General features: G+C 53.4%; 12 protein-coding genes and 1 tRNA gene. 12 read left to right on the forward strand and 1 reads right to left on the reverse strand.

Translation table 11 applies throughout. The annotated features are described in order from the left end of the window. Positions 1–10: 10 nt before the first annotated feature. The 10 genes from nuoE to nikR all read left to right on the forward strand — a co-directional run bounded on the left by nuoE (position 11) and on the right by nikR (position 12591). On the forward strand, positions 11–466 hold the full coding sequence (gene nuoE / locus HP555_RS10165) for an NADH-quinone oxidoreductase subunit NuoE (RefSeq protein WP_199262120.1): 456 nt from the start codon (positions 11–13) through the stop codon (positions 464–466). Then, a complete protein-coding gene (gene nuoF / locus HP555_RS10170; RefSeq protein ID WP_199262122.1) occupies positions 463–2316 on the forward strand; it encodes an NADH-quinone oxidoreductase subunit NuoF in 1854 nt (617 codons plus the stop codon). Before nuoE ends, nuoF begins: the two co-directional genes overlap by 4 nt. A gap of 43 nt (positions 2317–2359) precedes the next feature. Beyond that, complete coding sequence (locus tag HP555_RS10175) at positions 2360–4867, forward strand: sulfide/dihydroorotate dehydrogenase-like FAD/NAD-binding protein (protein ID WP_199262124.1); 2508 nt, start codon at positions 2360–2362, stop codon at positions 4865–4867. Positions 4868–4888: 21 nt separating this feature from the next. Beyond that, complete coding sequence (gene gltA / locus HP555_RS10180) at positions 4889–6343, forward strand: NADPH-dependent glutamate synthase (RefSeq protein ID WP_199262126.1); 1455 nt, start codon at positions 4889–4891, stop codon at positions 6341–6343. Between the two features lie 156 nt (positions 6344–6499). Beyond that, positions 6500–7639 carry a D-alanyl-D-alanine carboxypeptidase family protein gene (locus tag HP555_RS10185; RefSeq protein WP_199262128.1) on the forward strand — a complete coding sequence of 380 codons (1140 nt, stop codon included), beginning with the start codon at positions 6500–6502 and terminating at the stop codon, positions 7637–7639. A 125-nt stretch (positions 7640–7764) separates the two neighbouring features. Continuing rightward, a complete protein-coding gene (gene msrB / locus HP555_RS10190) occupies positions 7765–8895 on the forward strand; it encodes a peptide-methionine (R)-S-oxide reductase MsrB (RefSeq protein ID WP_233249142.1) in 1131 nt (376 codons plus the stop codon). Beyond that, entirely contained in the window at positions 8892–9731 is an 840-nt protein-coding gene (locus tag HP555_RS10195; protein WP_233249143.1) for a transporter substrate-binding domain-containing protein, read from the forward strand. Before msrB ends, HP555_RS10195 begins: the two co-directional genes overlap by 4 nt. Then, positions 9721–10638 carry an amino acid ABC transporter permease gene (locus tag HP555_RS10200; protein WP_199262130.1) on the forward strand — a complete coding sequence of 306 codons (918 nt, stop codon included), beginning with the start codon at positions 9721–9723 and terminating at the stop codon, positions 10636–10638. The genes HP555_RS10195 and HP555_RS10200 overlap by 11 nt, the downstream gene beginning before the upstream one ends. A 115-nt stretch (positions 10639–10753) precedes the next feature. Continuing rightward, positions 10754–12175 (forward strand): beta-barrel assembly-enhancing protease, encoded by a 1422-nt coding sequence (locus HP555_RS10205; protein ID WP_199262132.1) that lies wholly within the window; start codon positions 10754–10756, stop codon positions 12173–12175. A 5-nt stretch (positions 12176–12180) separates the two neighbouring features. Then, positions 12181–12591: a nickel-responsive transcriptional regulator NikR gene (nikR, locus tag HP555_RS10210; protein ID WP_199262134.1), complete on the forward strand. Its 411-nt coding sequence runs from the start codon at positions 12181–12183 to the stop codon at positions 12589–12591. A gap of 8 nt (positions 12592–12599) precedes the next feature. Here the strand turns inward: nikR and HP555_RS10215 are convergent, their stop codons facing one another. Continuing rightward, positions 12600–13982: a sigma-54 dependent transcriptional regulator gene (locus HP555_RS10215; RefSeq protein ID WP_199262135.1), complete on the reverse strand. Its 1383-nt coding sequence runs from the start codon at positions 13980–13982 to the stop codon at positions 12600–12602. A gap of 109 nt (positions 13983–14091) precedes the next feature. On the opposite strand from HP555_RS10215, the gene tadA reads away from it, so the two are divergent. Further along, complete coding sequence (gene tadA, locus HP555_RS10220) at positions 14092–14577, forward strand: tRNA adenosine(34) deaminase TadA (protein WP_199262137.1); 486 nt, start codon at positions 14092–14094, stop codon at positions 14575–14577. A 90-nt stretch (positions 14578–14667) separates the two neighbouring features. Next, a tRNA-Ser gene (locus HP555_RS10225) sits at positions 14668–14753 on the forward strand. Positions 14754–14790: the final 37 nt, after the last annotated feature.

Consider the following 14790-nt stretch of genomic DNA (forward strand, 5'->3'; position numbering starts at 1 on the left):
AGTATCCCCTATGTCCACACACCAGGATCTCGCACCTATCCTTGCCGAGTACGAGAGGACTCGCGAAAATCTCATTCCTCTGCTGCAGGAGGTGCAGGATCATTTCCACTATCTTTCGGTTGAGGCGGTTCAGGCTGTGGCAGACCATCTGCAGCTGTCTGCAAACGATGTCTATGGAGTGGCCACCTTTTATGCCCAGTTTCGTTTTGTGCCCCCCGGCCGCCATCATATCAAGGTCTGTGAGGGAACAGCCTGCCACGTACGCGGTTCGGATCGCATTCTGGAAAACATCAGTCGGTTAACCGGTCTTGTGCCTGGTCAAACCAGTGCCGACGGCCGTTTCAGCCTGGAACGGGTCGCCTGTTTCGGTTCCTGTGCCCTGGCACCGGTGATGGTGATAGACGAAAAGGTGTACGGCCGTATGACTGCTTCCAAAACGACTAAGCTCATTGAGGACAAGAAATGAGTTTCGCAGCGCAACAGCAACAGGCCCGGACATCCTGGCAGACTTTTGAACATCCTGATCGGCAACGTATCCTCATCGGGTCTGCAACCTGTGGCCGGGCAGCCGGTGCCCTTGAAGTGCTGCACGCTTTTCGCAGCGAACTGCACAAACAGGGTCTGGCCGACACCGTTGATATCTACGAGGTCGGCTGTCTGGGGATGTGTTATGCCGAGGTGCTGGTTGAGATACGCGGACGTGACGGTCGGCGGATACTGTACCAGAGCGTTGAACCCAGGCATGTGGCCGATCTGGTGTCAACGCATCTTGCCGGCAACGAGGTGTACACGCCCAAGGTGCTGGCACTGATGCAAGGCGTTGACGAAGATATCCCCACGTTTACCGATCTCCCCATGATCCGTCCGCAAGAACGTATTGTCCTGCGCAACTGCGGCTACATCGACCCCACCAGAATTGATCACTACCTTGCCCGGGGCGGATACAGCGGTCTGGCCCGAGCCCTTGCCATGGGGCCGGAACAGGTCATTGAAGAGATCAAAAGATCCGGTCTGCGTGGTCGTGGCGGCGCCGGTTTTCCCACTGGTGTTAAATGGGGTTTTGCCCGCAGTACACCAGCTGATCAGAAGTATGTTATCTGCAATGCCGACGAAGGTGATCCCGGGGCATTTATGGACCGTTCCGTGCTTGAAGGAGATCCGCACGCTGTGCTCGAAGGGTTGCTGATTGCCGGTTACGCTGTCGGCGCCACCCGTGGCTATGTGTATTGCCGGGCCGAGTATCCCCTGGCCATTGAGCGCTTGCAGGGGGCTATAGCCCAGATGCGCGAACAGGGATTTCTGGGGGATAACATCCTTGGTTGCGGATTTGATTTTGACATTAAAATTAAAAAGGGTGCCGGTGCCTTTGTCTGTGGTGAAGAGACCTCATTGATGCAGAGTATCGAAGGAAAAAGGGGAATGCCTCTTTCCAAACCGCCGTTTCCAGCGGTCTCCGGACTGTTCGGCAAACCGACCAATATCAATAATGTTGAAACACTGGCAGCCGTGTCGGCGATTATGGAAAAGGGGGCACCATGGTACACCTCTTTCGGCACAGAGAAAAGTCCAGGTACCAAGACCTTTGCTCTTGCCGGTAAGATTACGCGTACCGGGCTCATTGAAGTACCCATGGGTATCAGTCTCCGGACGATTATCGATGAAATCGGCGGTGGTGTTCTTGACGGTAAAGGGTTCAAGGCCGTACAAACCGGTGGGCCTTCCGGAGGCTGCATTCCTGCACAGTTCATCGACCTTGCCGTTGATTACGAACGATTGGCCGAAGTCGGCTCAATCATGGGTTCCGGCGGTATGATCGTCATTGACGACGAATCATGCATGGTTGATATGGCGCGCTACTTCCTCACCTTCACAGAAAATGAATCCTGTGGAAAATGTGTGCCGTGCCGGATGGGAACACAGCATCTTCTCCGTATCCTGACCGCCATAACAGAAGGCAGGGGAGAGCCTGAGCAGCTGAAGGTTTTAGAGCGGATCGGCGATACCATGAAAAATGCCTCACTCTGCGGATTGGGGCAAACAGCAGCCAACCCTGTTCTGACCACCCTGCACTACTTTGCCGATGAATATCGGGCCCATATTGAAGACCACAGATGTCCGGCCGGTGCCTGCCGGGCCCTTATTCGGTTTGATATTGATCAGACGCGCTGTACCGGCTGCGGTGCCTGTGTACGGGCCTGTCCGGTACAGGCAATCAGCGGTAATAAGAAAGAACCGCACGTGCTCGATCAGGAGCTGTGCATCCGTTGCGGATCCTGCCGTCTGGTCTGCAAGTTTGAAGCTGTTCAGGTCAGCTGAGCTCTGAAAGGGCGGGCTGTAGCATACTTTTTGAGGAAATATCATGGGGATTGTCAGTTTAACCATTAATGACCGTCCGGTTGAAGTGGAATCCGGAGCAACGGTGTTGGAAGCTGCTCGTGCGGCCGGTATCAGCATTCCCACCATCTGTGCCCATAAAGATCTGAACCCGCACGGGTCCTGCCGCATGTGCATTGTTGAGATAGAGGGTGTACGCGGTTATCCCACCTCCTGCACCACCCCGGTGGCACCCGGCATGCGCGTGACCACCGAATCAGAGCGTCTTACCACCCTGCGCAATCGCACTCTGGAACTGATGTTCTCCGGTCATCCGAACAGCTGTCTGGTCTGTCTGCACCGGGAGGCCTGTGAGCAGTACCGGCCGCAGGCCGTCAAGGCGGCACGATCAACGCGCTGTGGTTTCTGTGCCAACCGTGACGAGTGTGATCTGCGCGAGATGGCGTTGCGAGCCGGAAGCAGGGAGCTTCACCTGCCGACCCTGTACGGTTCGTATCCGCTGGAACGGGATGATCCGTTCATGGATCGTGACTATAACCTCTGTATTCTCTGCGGCAGATGCTGGCGTATCTGTGAAAAGATTCATGGTCAACCGGCCATATCCATTATCAACCGGGGCAAATGGGCTCGCATTGGTACCGCCTTTTCCCAGAGTCACCTCTATTCCGGTTGTACTTTCTGTGGTGCCTGCATTGATATCTGTCCCACCGGCACCCTGACGGACAGGTTTGCCCGCTGGCACGGGAAACCCGACAAAGAAACGGCATCGACCTGTCTTCTGTGCAGCGAGGGCTGTTCGATACTCTCTCAGAGTAAGCGGGGGCAGTTGGTGGCCAACACCATGATCGGATTTGACAGTACCGACAGTCTCTGTGCTGTGGGGCGTTTTGCCTATGCCCAGATCGTCAACTCCAGCGGTCGGTTGATTCGTCCCATGGTACGGGAAGGTGAAGACCTCATTCCCACGGATTGGGAGGCAGCGCTGCAAACAGCTGCAACTGGTCTGCTTGCTGCACAAGAGAAGGTTGCAACGGTGATTTCTGAAACCATCACCCGCGAAGAGCGATTTCTCTATCAGCAGTTAACTCGCTGTCTCGGCGACGAACTGTTTGTGCTGTCCGCCTCGAAGAGTAAAGATAATGAGGCGGCAGCCGCACTGACCGCCGCTGTTCAGAAGGGGACTGTTCAGGCACTCATTGTAAACGGGCCGTTGGTACCTGCCGAAGTTGTAGAACAGGTACCCTTTGTCCTGGCCATTGATTGTCTGCCCTCGGAACTCGCACGTCTGGCCACCGTGGTCCTGCCTGCAGCGATTCTCAGTGAAACAGAAGGCAGTTTTCGCACCAGTGCCGGTGTGATTAAAAACATCGTTGCCGTAAGCAAGGCGCCTGGTTTTGCCCGGCCGGAATGGTCGATTCTTTGTGATCTCGGTCGGACCTTGGGGTTTGACGGGTTTACGCATCCCACGGCTATGGCAGTTGGCGATCTCATTGATGATGATCCTGCTCCCGGGATATTTGCCGGTAATCCCCGTCATAATGTCCGTGAAGTACCGTTTCGTTACCGGGGGCACGATCTTGCTACCCTTGTGCCCGCCCTGGCGGCATTCAAGCCGGCGCACAGTGTGAAACCACTGCCGGCTGAAGAGGCAGCGGATGAGGGGTTCGCAATCCTTGAAAAACAGGAGATTGTCCCCAATATGCACTTTTTCAAAGTTGACGCGCCCCAGGTGGCCAAATTTGCCCAGCCCGGCCAGTTTGTTATCCTTATGGCCCGGGAAACCTCGGAACGCTCTCCCTTTACCCTGGTGGATTGGAATGCCGAGGAAGGGTGGATCTCCCTGGTTATTGAAGAGGTCGGACGTTCCAGCCGCGAGTTGGCCTCACTGCAGAGCGGTGGACGCATTGCCCATGTCAGCGGTCCGCTGGGCATGCCTATGGCCATTGAAAAGAAAGGGACGGTTCTGCTCGGTGGCGGCTGCTACGGAATCGGAGCGATCTATCCGCTGGCCCGGGCCCTTCGCCAGGCCGGTAATCGGGTGATCTGCACTATTGAGGCATCCTCCTCCTATCTCCTCTATCAACAGGCAGAACTGCAACAGGTGTGCGATGAGCTGATTGTCGCCACCAAAGACGGCAGTGCCGGTGTCCGGGGCGGTGTCCAGGAGGTGTTGTCGCTGGTTGCCGCCCGGGAACCCATTCACCAGTTTATTGCCATTGGCTGTACTTTTATGATGCGCATGGTGACGGAGCTGAGCCGCACACTCAATATTCCAACCCTGGTGGCGTTGAATCCGATCATGGTCGATGGCACCGGTATGTGTGGCGCCTGCCGGGTTTCCATTGACAAGACAACCCGCTTTGCCTGCATAGACGGGCCGATTTTTGATGGGCATGGAGTTGATTGGGATGAGTTGGCCTCGCGGCGCAGCGCCTATGCCCGCCAGGAAGTGGAGGCATTGTCACAACAGGTTGATCTGAATGCGCTGGTGTTCCGACCTGCCGGAGAAAGCTGCGGCTGTGGCGGCCATTAACAAGGAAACAGAAAGAATGTCATGAAAACATCCAACGATGTTCAACAGGAAAAGAACGCTTCTCCTAAAAAAACACGGCTGAAGGTTCCCCGTCAGCCCATGCCGGAGCAGGATCCGCGCCGCCGACGGTACAACTTTGAAGAGGTACCCCGTGGCTACAGTGAAGAGACAGCCATACTGGAGGCCACACGCTGTATTCAGTGTAAAAAACCGGGTTGTGTTGCCGGTTGTCCGGTCAACATCCATATCCCTGCATTTATCAAGCTGATAGCAGAAGGCCGGTTTGTCGACGCGTTGCTCAAATTAAAGGAACAGACCGCACTGCCGGCGGTCTGCGGCCGCGTCTGTCCTCAGGAAACCCAGTGCGAGGCACAGTGTATTCTCGGGAAAAAGGGCGAACCTGTTGCCATCGGCAGGCTGGAACGTTTTGCCGCTGACTATGCCCGCAAACACGGGGAGGTACCGGATCCGGTGAAGGCGGCAGCCACCGGCAAACGGGTGGCGGTCATCGGTTCCGGCCCGGCAGGGATCACCGTAGCCGGTGAGCTGGCTCGCTGGGGCCATGCGGTGGTGGTGTTCGAGGCCTTGCATCTTGCCGGTGGTGTCCTCATGTATGGCATCCCGCAGTTTCGTTTACCCAAGGAAATCGTCCAGTATGAGATCAATGCTCTGCAGCGGCTTGGTGTACAGATCCGCACGGATTACGTGATCGGCAGATCCGAGACTGTGCCGCAGCTTCTCACCCAGGGTTTTGACGCGGTATTCATTGCCACTGGTGCAGGGCTTCCTGTTTTTCTCGGCATACCAGGTGAAAACGCCATTGGTGTGTTTTCCGCCAACGAATTTCTTACCCGTGCCAATCTGATGCGGGCCATTGATTTTCCGCATTTTGCCACTTCTCCCATCCGTCCGCAACGGGCTGTGACCGTTGGCGGCGGCAATGTGGCCATGGATTCGGCGCGGACAGCGCTTCGGCTCGGCAGCGAATCAACCATTGTTTATCGACGCAGTAAGGCCGAAATGCCGGCCAGGGCCGAAGAGGTGCACCATGCTGAGGAAGAGGGCGTGGCCTTTCATCTGCTGACCAATCCTGTGCAAATACTTTTTGATGCCCAAAATCGGGTGACAGGCGTTGAATGTCTGCGCATGGAGCTGGGTGAACCTGATGCATCCGGACGACGGCGGCCGGTGGCTGTTGAGGGCAGCGAATTTGTCGTACCCGCTGATACGGTTATTGTGGCCATCGGCAATCAACCCAACCCGCTGGTCCCGCAGACGTCACCGGAAATTACGACCAGTAAATGGGGGACGATCATAGCTGATTCTGAAACAATGATGACCTCCATGCCGGGTGTCTTTGCCGGCGGTGATATAGTTTCCGGTGCGGCAACAGTGATCAGTGCCATGGGCCAGGGGAAGAAGGCGGCTTCTGCCATGCATCGCTATCTGACCGGCCAGGAACCACCCCAGCTCTGATCAGGCTTGTTGCGCATTTTTTTGCACTGCCTGTCTCCTCATCCGAAAAACGGATGATGGGGTATAAGCCTGTGCAGCTGTTATTTTCAAGGTGTTCGCTACTGCTCACTCTACTCTGACCATCTCTCTGTAAACCGGTTTTTCGGTACAAAAAACATGAAACGTCACACACTTATTTTCCTTTTGTTACTGCCCCTGCTCACGCCGATACTGGCCCATGGACGTGCTCCGGTACAACCGCTTTCCCAGGATCCGTATGCCTCGGCACTGCTGATTGACGCGGAGAGCGGTAAGGTCCTGTTTGAGGCAAATGCCGATTCCACGATTTATCCGGCCAGTGTGCTTAAGCTGATGACCCTTTATGTTATTCTCGATCGGGTTGAACAGGGGGCGCTCCGCCTGGATGAAGTGGTTCCGGTTACCGTGGAGGCGGCTAAAATAGGTGGATCACAGGTCTATCTGGATCCACGAGAGCAGTTTCCGGTTGATGAGTTGCTGTACGCTTTAATGGTGCAGTCGGCCAACGATGCTGCTGTGGCACTTGCCACACATGTTGCCGGGTCCAAAGAAGGATTTGTTGCCCTGATGAATCAAAAAGCCCAGGAATTGGGCATGAAAAACAGCCGTTTTTATTCAGTACACGGTCTGCCTCCCAGTAAAGGACAACTGCCGGATGTAACCACTGCCCGTGATCTGGCCATTCTGTGCAGAGAGCTTGTCAAACGCCCTCAGGCGTTAACGTACACCAGCACCCAGACCAGAGATTTCCGCGACGGGAAATTTATTATGCGTAACCACAATAAACTGCTTGGGCAGGTAGCCGGTGCTGACGGGTTGAAAACCGGGTACTATCAGGCCGCAGGCTTTTCCATCGCAGCAACTGCACAGCGCAGCGGGGTACGCATCATTGCTCTGGTCATGGGGAGTAAGGATCGAAAGGTTCGGGATGCCAAAGCAGTTGAACTGATCAACAGGGGCTTTACCCTTATCCCGCCAAAGATGGAAACTGTTGCGACAGCAGGCGCAGTAGCAACTCAACAGGGTGCATCCGTTACTGCTGACACCGGCATAACCTTTGCCACTCCGCAGGCATCAGAGACTGACATACTTTCCGGTGCAGAGGAACAGCCGGATAAGCCGGACAGTGCCGGTACAAAACGCGGGAGCAGCCTGGGACTGTTGTTTATCGGAATTGGTGTCGGCTTTTTATTTTTCCTGCTCGCCCTGGGAGTGGTCATTTTGGTTATGAAACGGCGAGCAGGTAATGTCCGTTCCCGCTACCGGGGGAGAGGGTAAACCTGTGACGGTCAGCTTCCGGACGCACAAACTCCTTGACAACAGCATGTTGCAAGGAGTTTTTTATTGGCATGTCAGGAAAAAGCACTGATACGGCTGGTGAGATCCCAAGGTGGTCTTATTGTATGGGTTTATACAAAAAAAAGACCCCAATGGAGAAGACGACTATGATCCCATTACGCAATATCACTTACTGGCTGTTATGGATTGCTGCTGGTACAACTTTTGTCGTTGATAATCAGGTTTTCGGTGGACCTGAACAGCCATCCTCCCCGGATCTGACCGACGATCACCAGAAGGTGGCGATATTTGCCGGTGGTTGTTTCTGGTGCATGGAGTCTCCTTTTGCACAATTAAAAGGAGTCGTCACGGTCGAGTCCGGTTATACTGGGGGAACGACAACAGACCCCACGTATGAAAACTATATGGCAGGCGGTCATGTGGAGGCCGTTCGCATTGTGTACGACTCCGGACAGATCACCTATAAAGCGTTGCTCGATACGTTCTGGCGTCAGATAGATCCAACCGACACCGGCGGACAGTTTGTTGATCGCGGATCCGGTTATATGCCCGCCATCTTTTATCAGGACGAGGACCAACGAATTCAGGCCGAACAGTCAAAGAACGAGTTGGCCGCAAGCGGTCTTTTTGCAAAGCCGCCGGCTATTCCGATTCTGCCGGCAACACCTTTTTATCGCGCCGAAGAGTACCATCAGGGTTTTTATAAGAGAAATCCGCTGCATTATGCCAACTATCGCCAGGGTTCCGGCAGAGATGCTTTTCTCCGGAAAATCTGGCCGCAGCAAACGGCAGCATCACAGGAAAGCGATCAAGAGCTCCGGAAACGTCTGACCCCGTTACAGTATGAAGTCACCCGGAAAAACGGCACTGAACCGCCATTTGACAATGCCTACTGGAACAACCATCAGGAAGGTATCTATGTTGATATTGTTTCCGGGGAACCGTTGTTTGCCTCAACCGACAAGTTTGATTCCGGAACCGGCTGGCCGAGTTTCACCAGGCCTCTGGTGCCTGAAAACATAGTGGAGAAGGCGGATCGGACTCTGCTCACTCACCGCACTGAGGTGCGCAGCAAGATGGGCAACACTCACCTGGGTCATGTGTTTAGCGATGGACCTCCGCCGACCGGGCTGCGATACTGTATCAACTCTGCTGCCCTGCGATTTGTCCCTAAAGAGCAGTTAGCCCGGGAGGGACTGGAACACTTCAAAACTTTATTTGGAACGAAACGATGATTCGACGACAAAAAAAAGATATGCTGCGTTGTGTTGCTGTACTGATGGTCACTGCAGTTGTGTTTTGGGCTGCAGATGTGCGTGCTGGGGAGCTCCAGCAGAAACTGGCCGCGGAAAGCGCCATTGAGCAGGTCATGCAAAGAGGTGTGCTTCGGGTTGGGCTGGATGTCTTTGTTCCCTGGGCCATGAAGGATAAAAAGGGGGAGCTGATCGGTTTTGAGATCGATATTGCCAGACAGCTTGCCAAAGACATGGGGGTTAAGATAGAATTTGTACCCACCAAATGGTCCGGCATTATTCCTTCGCTCATTGCCGGTAAATTCGATCTCATCATCGGCGGCATGACCATTACTGCAGAGCGTAACCTTAAAATTAACTTCACAGACCCCTATTATTTCACAGGGCAGGGGGTGCTGGCGCATAAAAAGATGACATCAGGCTGGCAACTGGACGATTTTAATAAACCTGAGGTCACCATAGCAGCCCGTCTGGGCGCAACCGCTGCCTTAGCTGCCAAAGAGCGGTTTCCCAAGGCAACGCTTCGGCTGTTTGATGATGAGCCGGCCGCTGTCCAGGAGGTGAAAAACGGCCGGGCACATGCCATGGTCGCCGGTCAGCCGCTACCGGTTCACAGTGCGGCCGCCAATCCTGAAATACTGGCGGCATATCCTGATCAGTTGCTGGAGGAACCCATTTGCATGGGAGTGCGGAAGGGCGACATCGACACCCTTAACTTTTTAAACAACTGGATAGCCGCGGAAAGGAATAAAAGCTGGATAGACAAACGCCGCCATTACTGGTTTGAAACAACGGAATGGCAGCAACTTGTCCAATAAAACCCCGGGTATTTTTTTGACCTTGTTCGGATCCATCAAAGCCCGACGTTTTACGCGACTTGATGGTCTGCTCCTGCTTGTTTTCAGTGCGCTTATCGGTATCTTTGCTTACCGGATCGCAGCGCACCTGCAGTATGACTGGCAGTGGGAAAAAATCCCCCAATTTCTGTTTCGCTACGATACAGAGGCTGGACAGTGGGTGCCCAACTACCTGATCCACGGCCTGCTGACCACGGTCCGGCTCGGTGTATGGAGCGGTCTTTTAGCCATTGTCCTGGGTCAGGTTGTAGCTCTGGCCCGGGTAAGTCGCTGGCTGTACTGGCGACTTATGGCCCGTTCGTACATCGAACTGATGCGCAACCTGCCACCCCTGGTCATCATCTTTATACTGTACTTCTTTCTGGCTGATCAGCTGGTCCCGATTCTCGATCTGCAGACTCTGGCGAGGCAGGCGTCGCCGCAGATGCAGCAGCTGATCACCCTGCTTTTTGCGGCACCGGATCAGTTTTCCGCCTTCTTTTCCGCCGTCATTACCCTGGCACTCTTTGAAAGTGCCTATGTTGCTGAAATCCTTCGGGCCGGCATCGAATCTGTCGAGCGGGGACAGTGGGATGCCAGTCATGCCCTCGGCCTGACCAGGCTGCAGACGCTCCAGCACATCATTTTACCCCAGGCGGTTCGACGGGTGCTGCCGCCGCTTGCCGGACAGATGATCTCACTGATTAAAGATTCGGCCATTGTTTCGGTGATTTCAATACAGGAACTCACCTACCAGGGGACCCAGCTCATGGCATCAACCTACCTGACCATTGAGGTCTGGCTGACCATTGCTGTGCTTTACTTTCTGCTCACCTTTCCCTGCTCACTCATCGTCGGTCGTATGGATCGTACGTTGAACCGTCAGTAGCAAACTTTTTTGGCCGAAGAGTTGCGACGAGTTACGGAACGCGTTACCTATATATCTGTTGTCGTTTGTCTCAGTATGAAAAACAGCAGGCGGAATAACTTTATTGTGTAGTTGTATGATTCGAGATTCTTTATTTTTTCGATGGGTTGCCCTTGTTACCCTTGTTGCCTGTCTGACCTGGCCTGCACAGGTAAGAGCCTTGAGTATCGGTGAAGAGCGGAAAATTGGTGAATACCTGCTCTACTCCATGCGTAAGGAGCTGGCCACCCTGGACGATCCGGATATCAGTCAGTATATCAACAGGTTAGGAAAGACTGTTCTTGAAAATATCGGGCCGCAACATTTTGATTATCATTTTTTTGTGGTGAAAAGCGATCAGTTCAATGCCTTTGCCGCTCCGGCCGGCCTGGTATTTTTTTATACTGGTCTGATTGAAACCATGAAAACGGAAGATCAGCTGCTCAGTGTTTTAGCTCATGAAATCGGTCACGTTGTCAGCCGTCATATTGCGCAACGGCTGGATAAGAGCAGTAAAATCAGTGCTCTATCTCTTATTCTTGGGGCCGCCGGCCTGGCCCTGGGTGTTCCCGGTCTTTCGCAGGGACTGCTGACCGGTTCTCTGGCTGCAGGTCAGACCCTGAACCTCAAGTACAGCCGTGAAGACGAAGAACAGGCTGATCGCCTGGCCTTTACCTGGATGCAGCGGATGCAGCGGGATCCGGAGTCCATGCGGGAGATGCTGCAGACCATGCGGCGCATTACCCGCTATCAGTTCGGTCCCGGTACACCGCAATATCTGCTCACTCACCCCGACCCTGAGGCACGTTTGGGGTATGTTGAATCGCTTATTGAACGGGAACAGCAGAAACAAAAACCTTCAGCTTATGTACCAACGGATAACTTTGCGTTCTTACGTTTTAAGTATCGTGTTCTTATCCAATCCACAGACCTGGACAAGCTCCGCATCTCGTGTGTAACTTTGGTGAATTCGGCCAAGGAGGCTGAACAGCGGCATATGGGCAGATATGGTTTAGCGCTGTTGGATGCCCAGGACCACAAGTATGAACAGGCGTTGCACCACTTGGACAGGGTTCGTGAACAGTATCCCCGGGAAACTATCCTTGACGTTGACCGTGCCGTCATCCTTCTGCAAAGCGGTCGTCACAGTGAGGCTCGTCCTGTTCTCGAACAGGCGATACAACGCGATGCAAACGACATGTACGGTGTGTATCAGCTGGGGAAGCTGGAATCAATGACCGGTAACTACCCAAAAGCACGACAGCTACTGCTGCGGGTGGCAGCGGTGATGCCTGAATACGCACAACTCTACTTTGACCTGGGACAGCTTGAGGCCAACAGCGGCAGGGAAGGGGCCAGTGTTTTTTATCTGGCAAAGTACAACCTGTACCGAGGGAACATTAAAACGGCAAAACAGTACTTCATGCGGTCGGCAAAGGATGCAACACTACCGGAAAGCATGCGATCTGAGGCCAAACTTGCTGTTGAAAGACTCGATGAACTGGAAAAAGAGATGTGACAGCCATGCTTATACGGTTTTCTGTATCAATGGATGAAAAGCTGCTTGCCCGACTCGATGAGTACCTTCAACGTCGCGGGTACTCCAATCGGTCTGAAGCGATTCGGGACTTTATCAGAAACGTTTTAGTCAATGAAGAGTGGGAACAGGACAGTGAAGTCGTCGGCGTGATCACCCTGGTGTACAATCATCATCAGCCGCAGCTGCAGGAGAAGATAACTGAGATTCAGCACGAGTATCATCATCAGATCACCTCAACAACGCATGTACACATGGATCATGACAACTGTCTTGAGGTGACCATTGTCAAGGGAAGGGCTTCTCAGGTGCGGGATCTGGCGGAACAGCTGATTGCATTGCGGGGTGTTAAAAACGGTAACCTGACCATGTCGAGTACCGGTGATCAGCTGTATTGAACGTACCATTATTTTTTTTTGTTTTTACGCCAGTTCTGGTGACTGATTCCAAATTTCTTAATCTTGTAGTTAAGCACCCGCGGGCTGATGCCTAAACAGCGGGCCGTGGTTTTCTGTACCCACAGGTTTTCAGCCAGTGTCTTTAAGATGAGCTCACGTTCGTGGGTCTCCAGAGATTCGGTGCCTTCGGTGACAGGAGCAGGGGGGCGTCGCAGTTCGGGAATGTGTATGGCCTGCAGGCCGATCAGATTTTCCTCTTCCAGGATTACCGCCCGTTCTATGGTGTTACCGAGCTGGCGGATATTGCCCGGCCAGTCGTACCCTTGAATCATGGCCATGGCCTCTGGTGTAAAGCCGGTGATGTTCCCTTTGTTGAGGGAGGTTGTTGATTTTTCGAGAAGCCGCATCGCCATGGCCGGAAGACAGCGGGTACGGTCTTTGAGGTCAGGGAGATGCACCGGTAAAACACTGATGCGGTAATAGAGGTCTTCACGGAACCTGCCCTGGTCGATCAGGGTGGGAAGATCTTTGTTGGTGGCGGCAATGAGTCGGATATCGACTTTAATGGTTTTGTTGCCGCCAACGCGTTCAAAGGATTTATCTTCAAGCACCCGCAACAGTTTCGCCTGAATTTCCAAAGAGATCTCACCGATTTCATCAAGAAAGATTGTGCCGCCGTCAGCCTGTTCAAAACGGCCGATACGTTGTTTGTCCGCACCGGTGAACGAACCTTTTTCGTGACCGAACAGTTCGGATTCCAGCAAGGTTTCCGGGATGTTGACACAGTTGATTTTAATGAACGGCTGGTTTCGGCGTGGTGAGTTATAGTGAACCGTGGCGGAAAGGAAACTTTTCCCGGTTCCGGTGCTGCCGGTGATGAGAATGGTGGCGTCGGTTGAGGCAAACTTCCGCAGATTTTTTATGACATTTTTAAAGCTCTCACTTTCCGCAACGATATGGCTGAAACTGTAGACAATATCCTGCGTGCGCCGCAGATAGGCCAGTTCATTTTCCTGCTGTCGGCGTTGCAGAGCCTGACGGACGGATCGTCGTATCCGTACCGGCGAAAGAGGAACGTTCAGGATGTCATAGATGATCGCCTCTGCTTTTTTATCAAAGCGGATCTCATCTTCTGAGGCACAGGCAACGATAATCGGGGTGGATGGCGTCTGTTCGTAAATTCGTTCAAGTAAAGTAAATATTTCATCATCGTTATCAGGCTGAAAGTTCAAAAAGATCGTATCGTACATCTTCTTGTTGATCTCGCTCTGAAACGATTTCAGATCATGTTGAAAGTTCAGTTCAAATTTTCCGGCTAAAGCGGTTTCAATATTCCGCTGGCTGTTCAGTGAAAATTCGTACGCGAGTATAGCAGGTCTTTTTTTTGTCATGGTCCTGTTACTCCCGTTTGGTTGCAGTTTTGTGTTCTCAATGCCGTTTTTGTAATTATAGGATTCGTGCTCCCAAATGTAAACAGAAGTTACGCAGGGTATTGTTGAGATGGTGCAGTTAAAAAAGACCGATGCACAGCAGGAACAATTTGATATCAGGATGATGCAGCGTGCGTTGGCACAGGCACAGGCAGCTGCGTTTCAAGGTGAAGTGCCGGTAGGTGCGGTGGTGGTTGCCGAAAAGCAGGTAATCCTTGCCGAGGCAGGCAACTGCTGCATTCGTGCCTCTGATCCTGCAGGTCATGCAGAGATGCGGGCCGTCCGGCTGGCTGGTCAGCGGCTCGGCAACTATCGACTGCCCGGAACAACGGTGTATGTCACCCTGGAACCTTGCCCGATGTGCGCCGCACTCCTTGTGCATGCACGGATAGCACGGCTGGTCTTTGGGACGGCAGACCCCAAAGGCGGCGGCGTGGTTTCAAGGTATCAGATCGGTGCTGATGGTTTACTCAACCATGGTTTTGCGGTGAGCAGCGGGGTCTGTGCCGAGGAGTGCAGGCAGATCCTACAGGACTTTTTTCGGCAACGGCGCTAGTTTTCCGTTGCAAAAACGCGACGTTCAGGATAGAAGAGGCTCCAAGCTGAGCAGGGTATACTGCCTGGCTGATGTTTTTCAGTCATCTACGGAGAGGTGACCGAGTGGTTTAAGGTGCACGCCTGGAACGCGTGTGTACGAGAGTACCGAGAGTTCGAATCTCTCCTTCTCCGCCATTTTAAAGGGTCCCTTGCCAGGCAAGGGGCCCTTTTT

Origin of the sequence: Desulfobulbus oligotrophicus (assembly GCF_016446285.1) — a bacterium.
In the GTDB taxonomy this organism is placed as follows: domain Bacteria; phylum Desulfobacterota; class Desulfobulbia; order Desulfobulbales; family Desulfobulbaceae; genus Desulfobulbus; species Desulfobulbus oligotrophicus.

Coding starts and splice junctions, on each gene's coding strand:
- nuoE (WP_199262120.1), top strand. CDS start 11: ATGTCCACACACCAGGATCTCGCACCTATCCTTGCCGAGTACGAGAGG.
- nuoF (WP_199262122.1), top strand. CDS start 463: ATGAGTTTCGCAGCGCAACAGCAACAGGCCCGGACATCCTGGCAGACT.
- HP555_RS10175 (WP_199262124.1), top strand. CDS start 2,360: ATGGGGATTGTCAGTTTAACCATTAATGACCGTCCGGTTGAAGTGGAA.
- gltA (WP_199262126.1), top strand. CDS start 4,889: ATGAAAACATCCAACGATGTTCAACAGGAAAAGAACGCTTCTCCTAAA.
- HP555_RS10185 (WP_199262128.1), top strand. CDS start 6,500: ATGAAACGTCACACACTTATTTTCCTTTTGTTACTGCCCCTGCTCACG.
- msrB (WP_233249142.1), top strand. CDS start 7,765: ATGGGTTTATACAAAAAAAAGACCCCAATGGAGAAGACGACTATGATC.
- HP555_RS10195 (WP_233249143.1), top strand. CDS start 8,892: ATGATTCGACGACAAAAAAAAGATATGCTGCGTTGTGTTGCTGTACTG.
- HP555_RS10205 (WP_199262132.1), top strand. CDS start 10,754: ATGATTCGAGATTCTTTATTTTTTCGATGGGTTGCCCTTGTTACCCTT.
- nikR (WP_199262134.1), top strand. CDS start 12,181: ATGCTTATACGGTTTTCTGTATCAATGGATGAAAAGCTGCTTGCCCGA.
- HP555_RS10215 (WP_199262135.1), bottom strand. CDS start 13,982: ATGACAAAAAAAAGACCTGCTATACTCGCGTACGAATTTTCACTGAAC.
- tadA (WP_199262137.1), top strand. CDS start 14,092: ATGGTGCAGTTAAAAAAGACCGATGCACAGCAGGAACAATTTGATATC.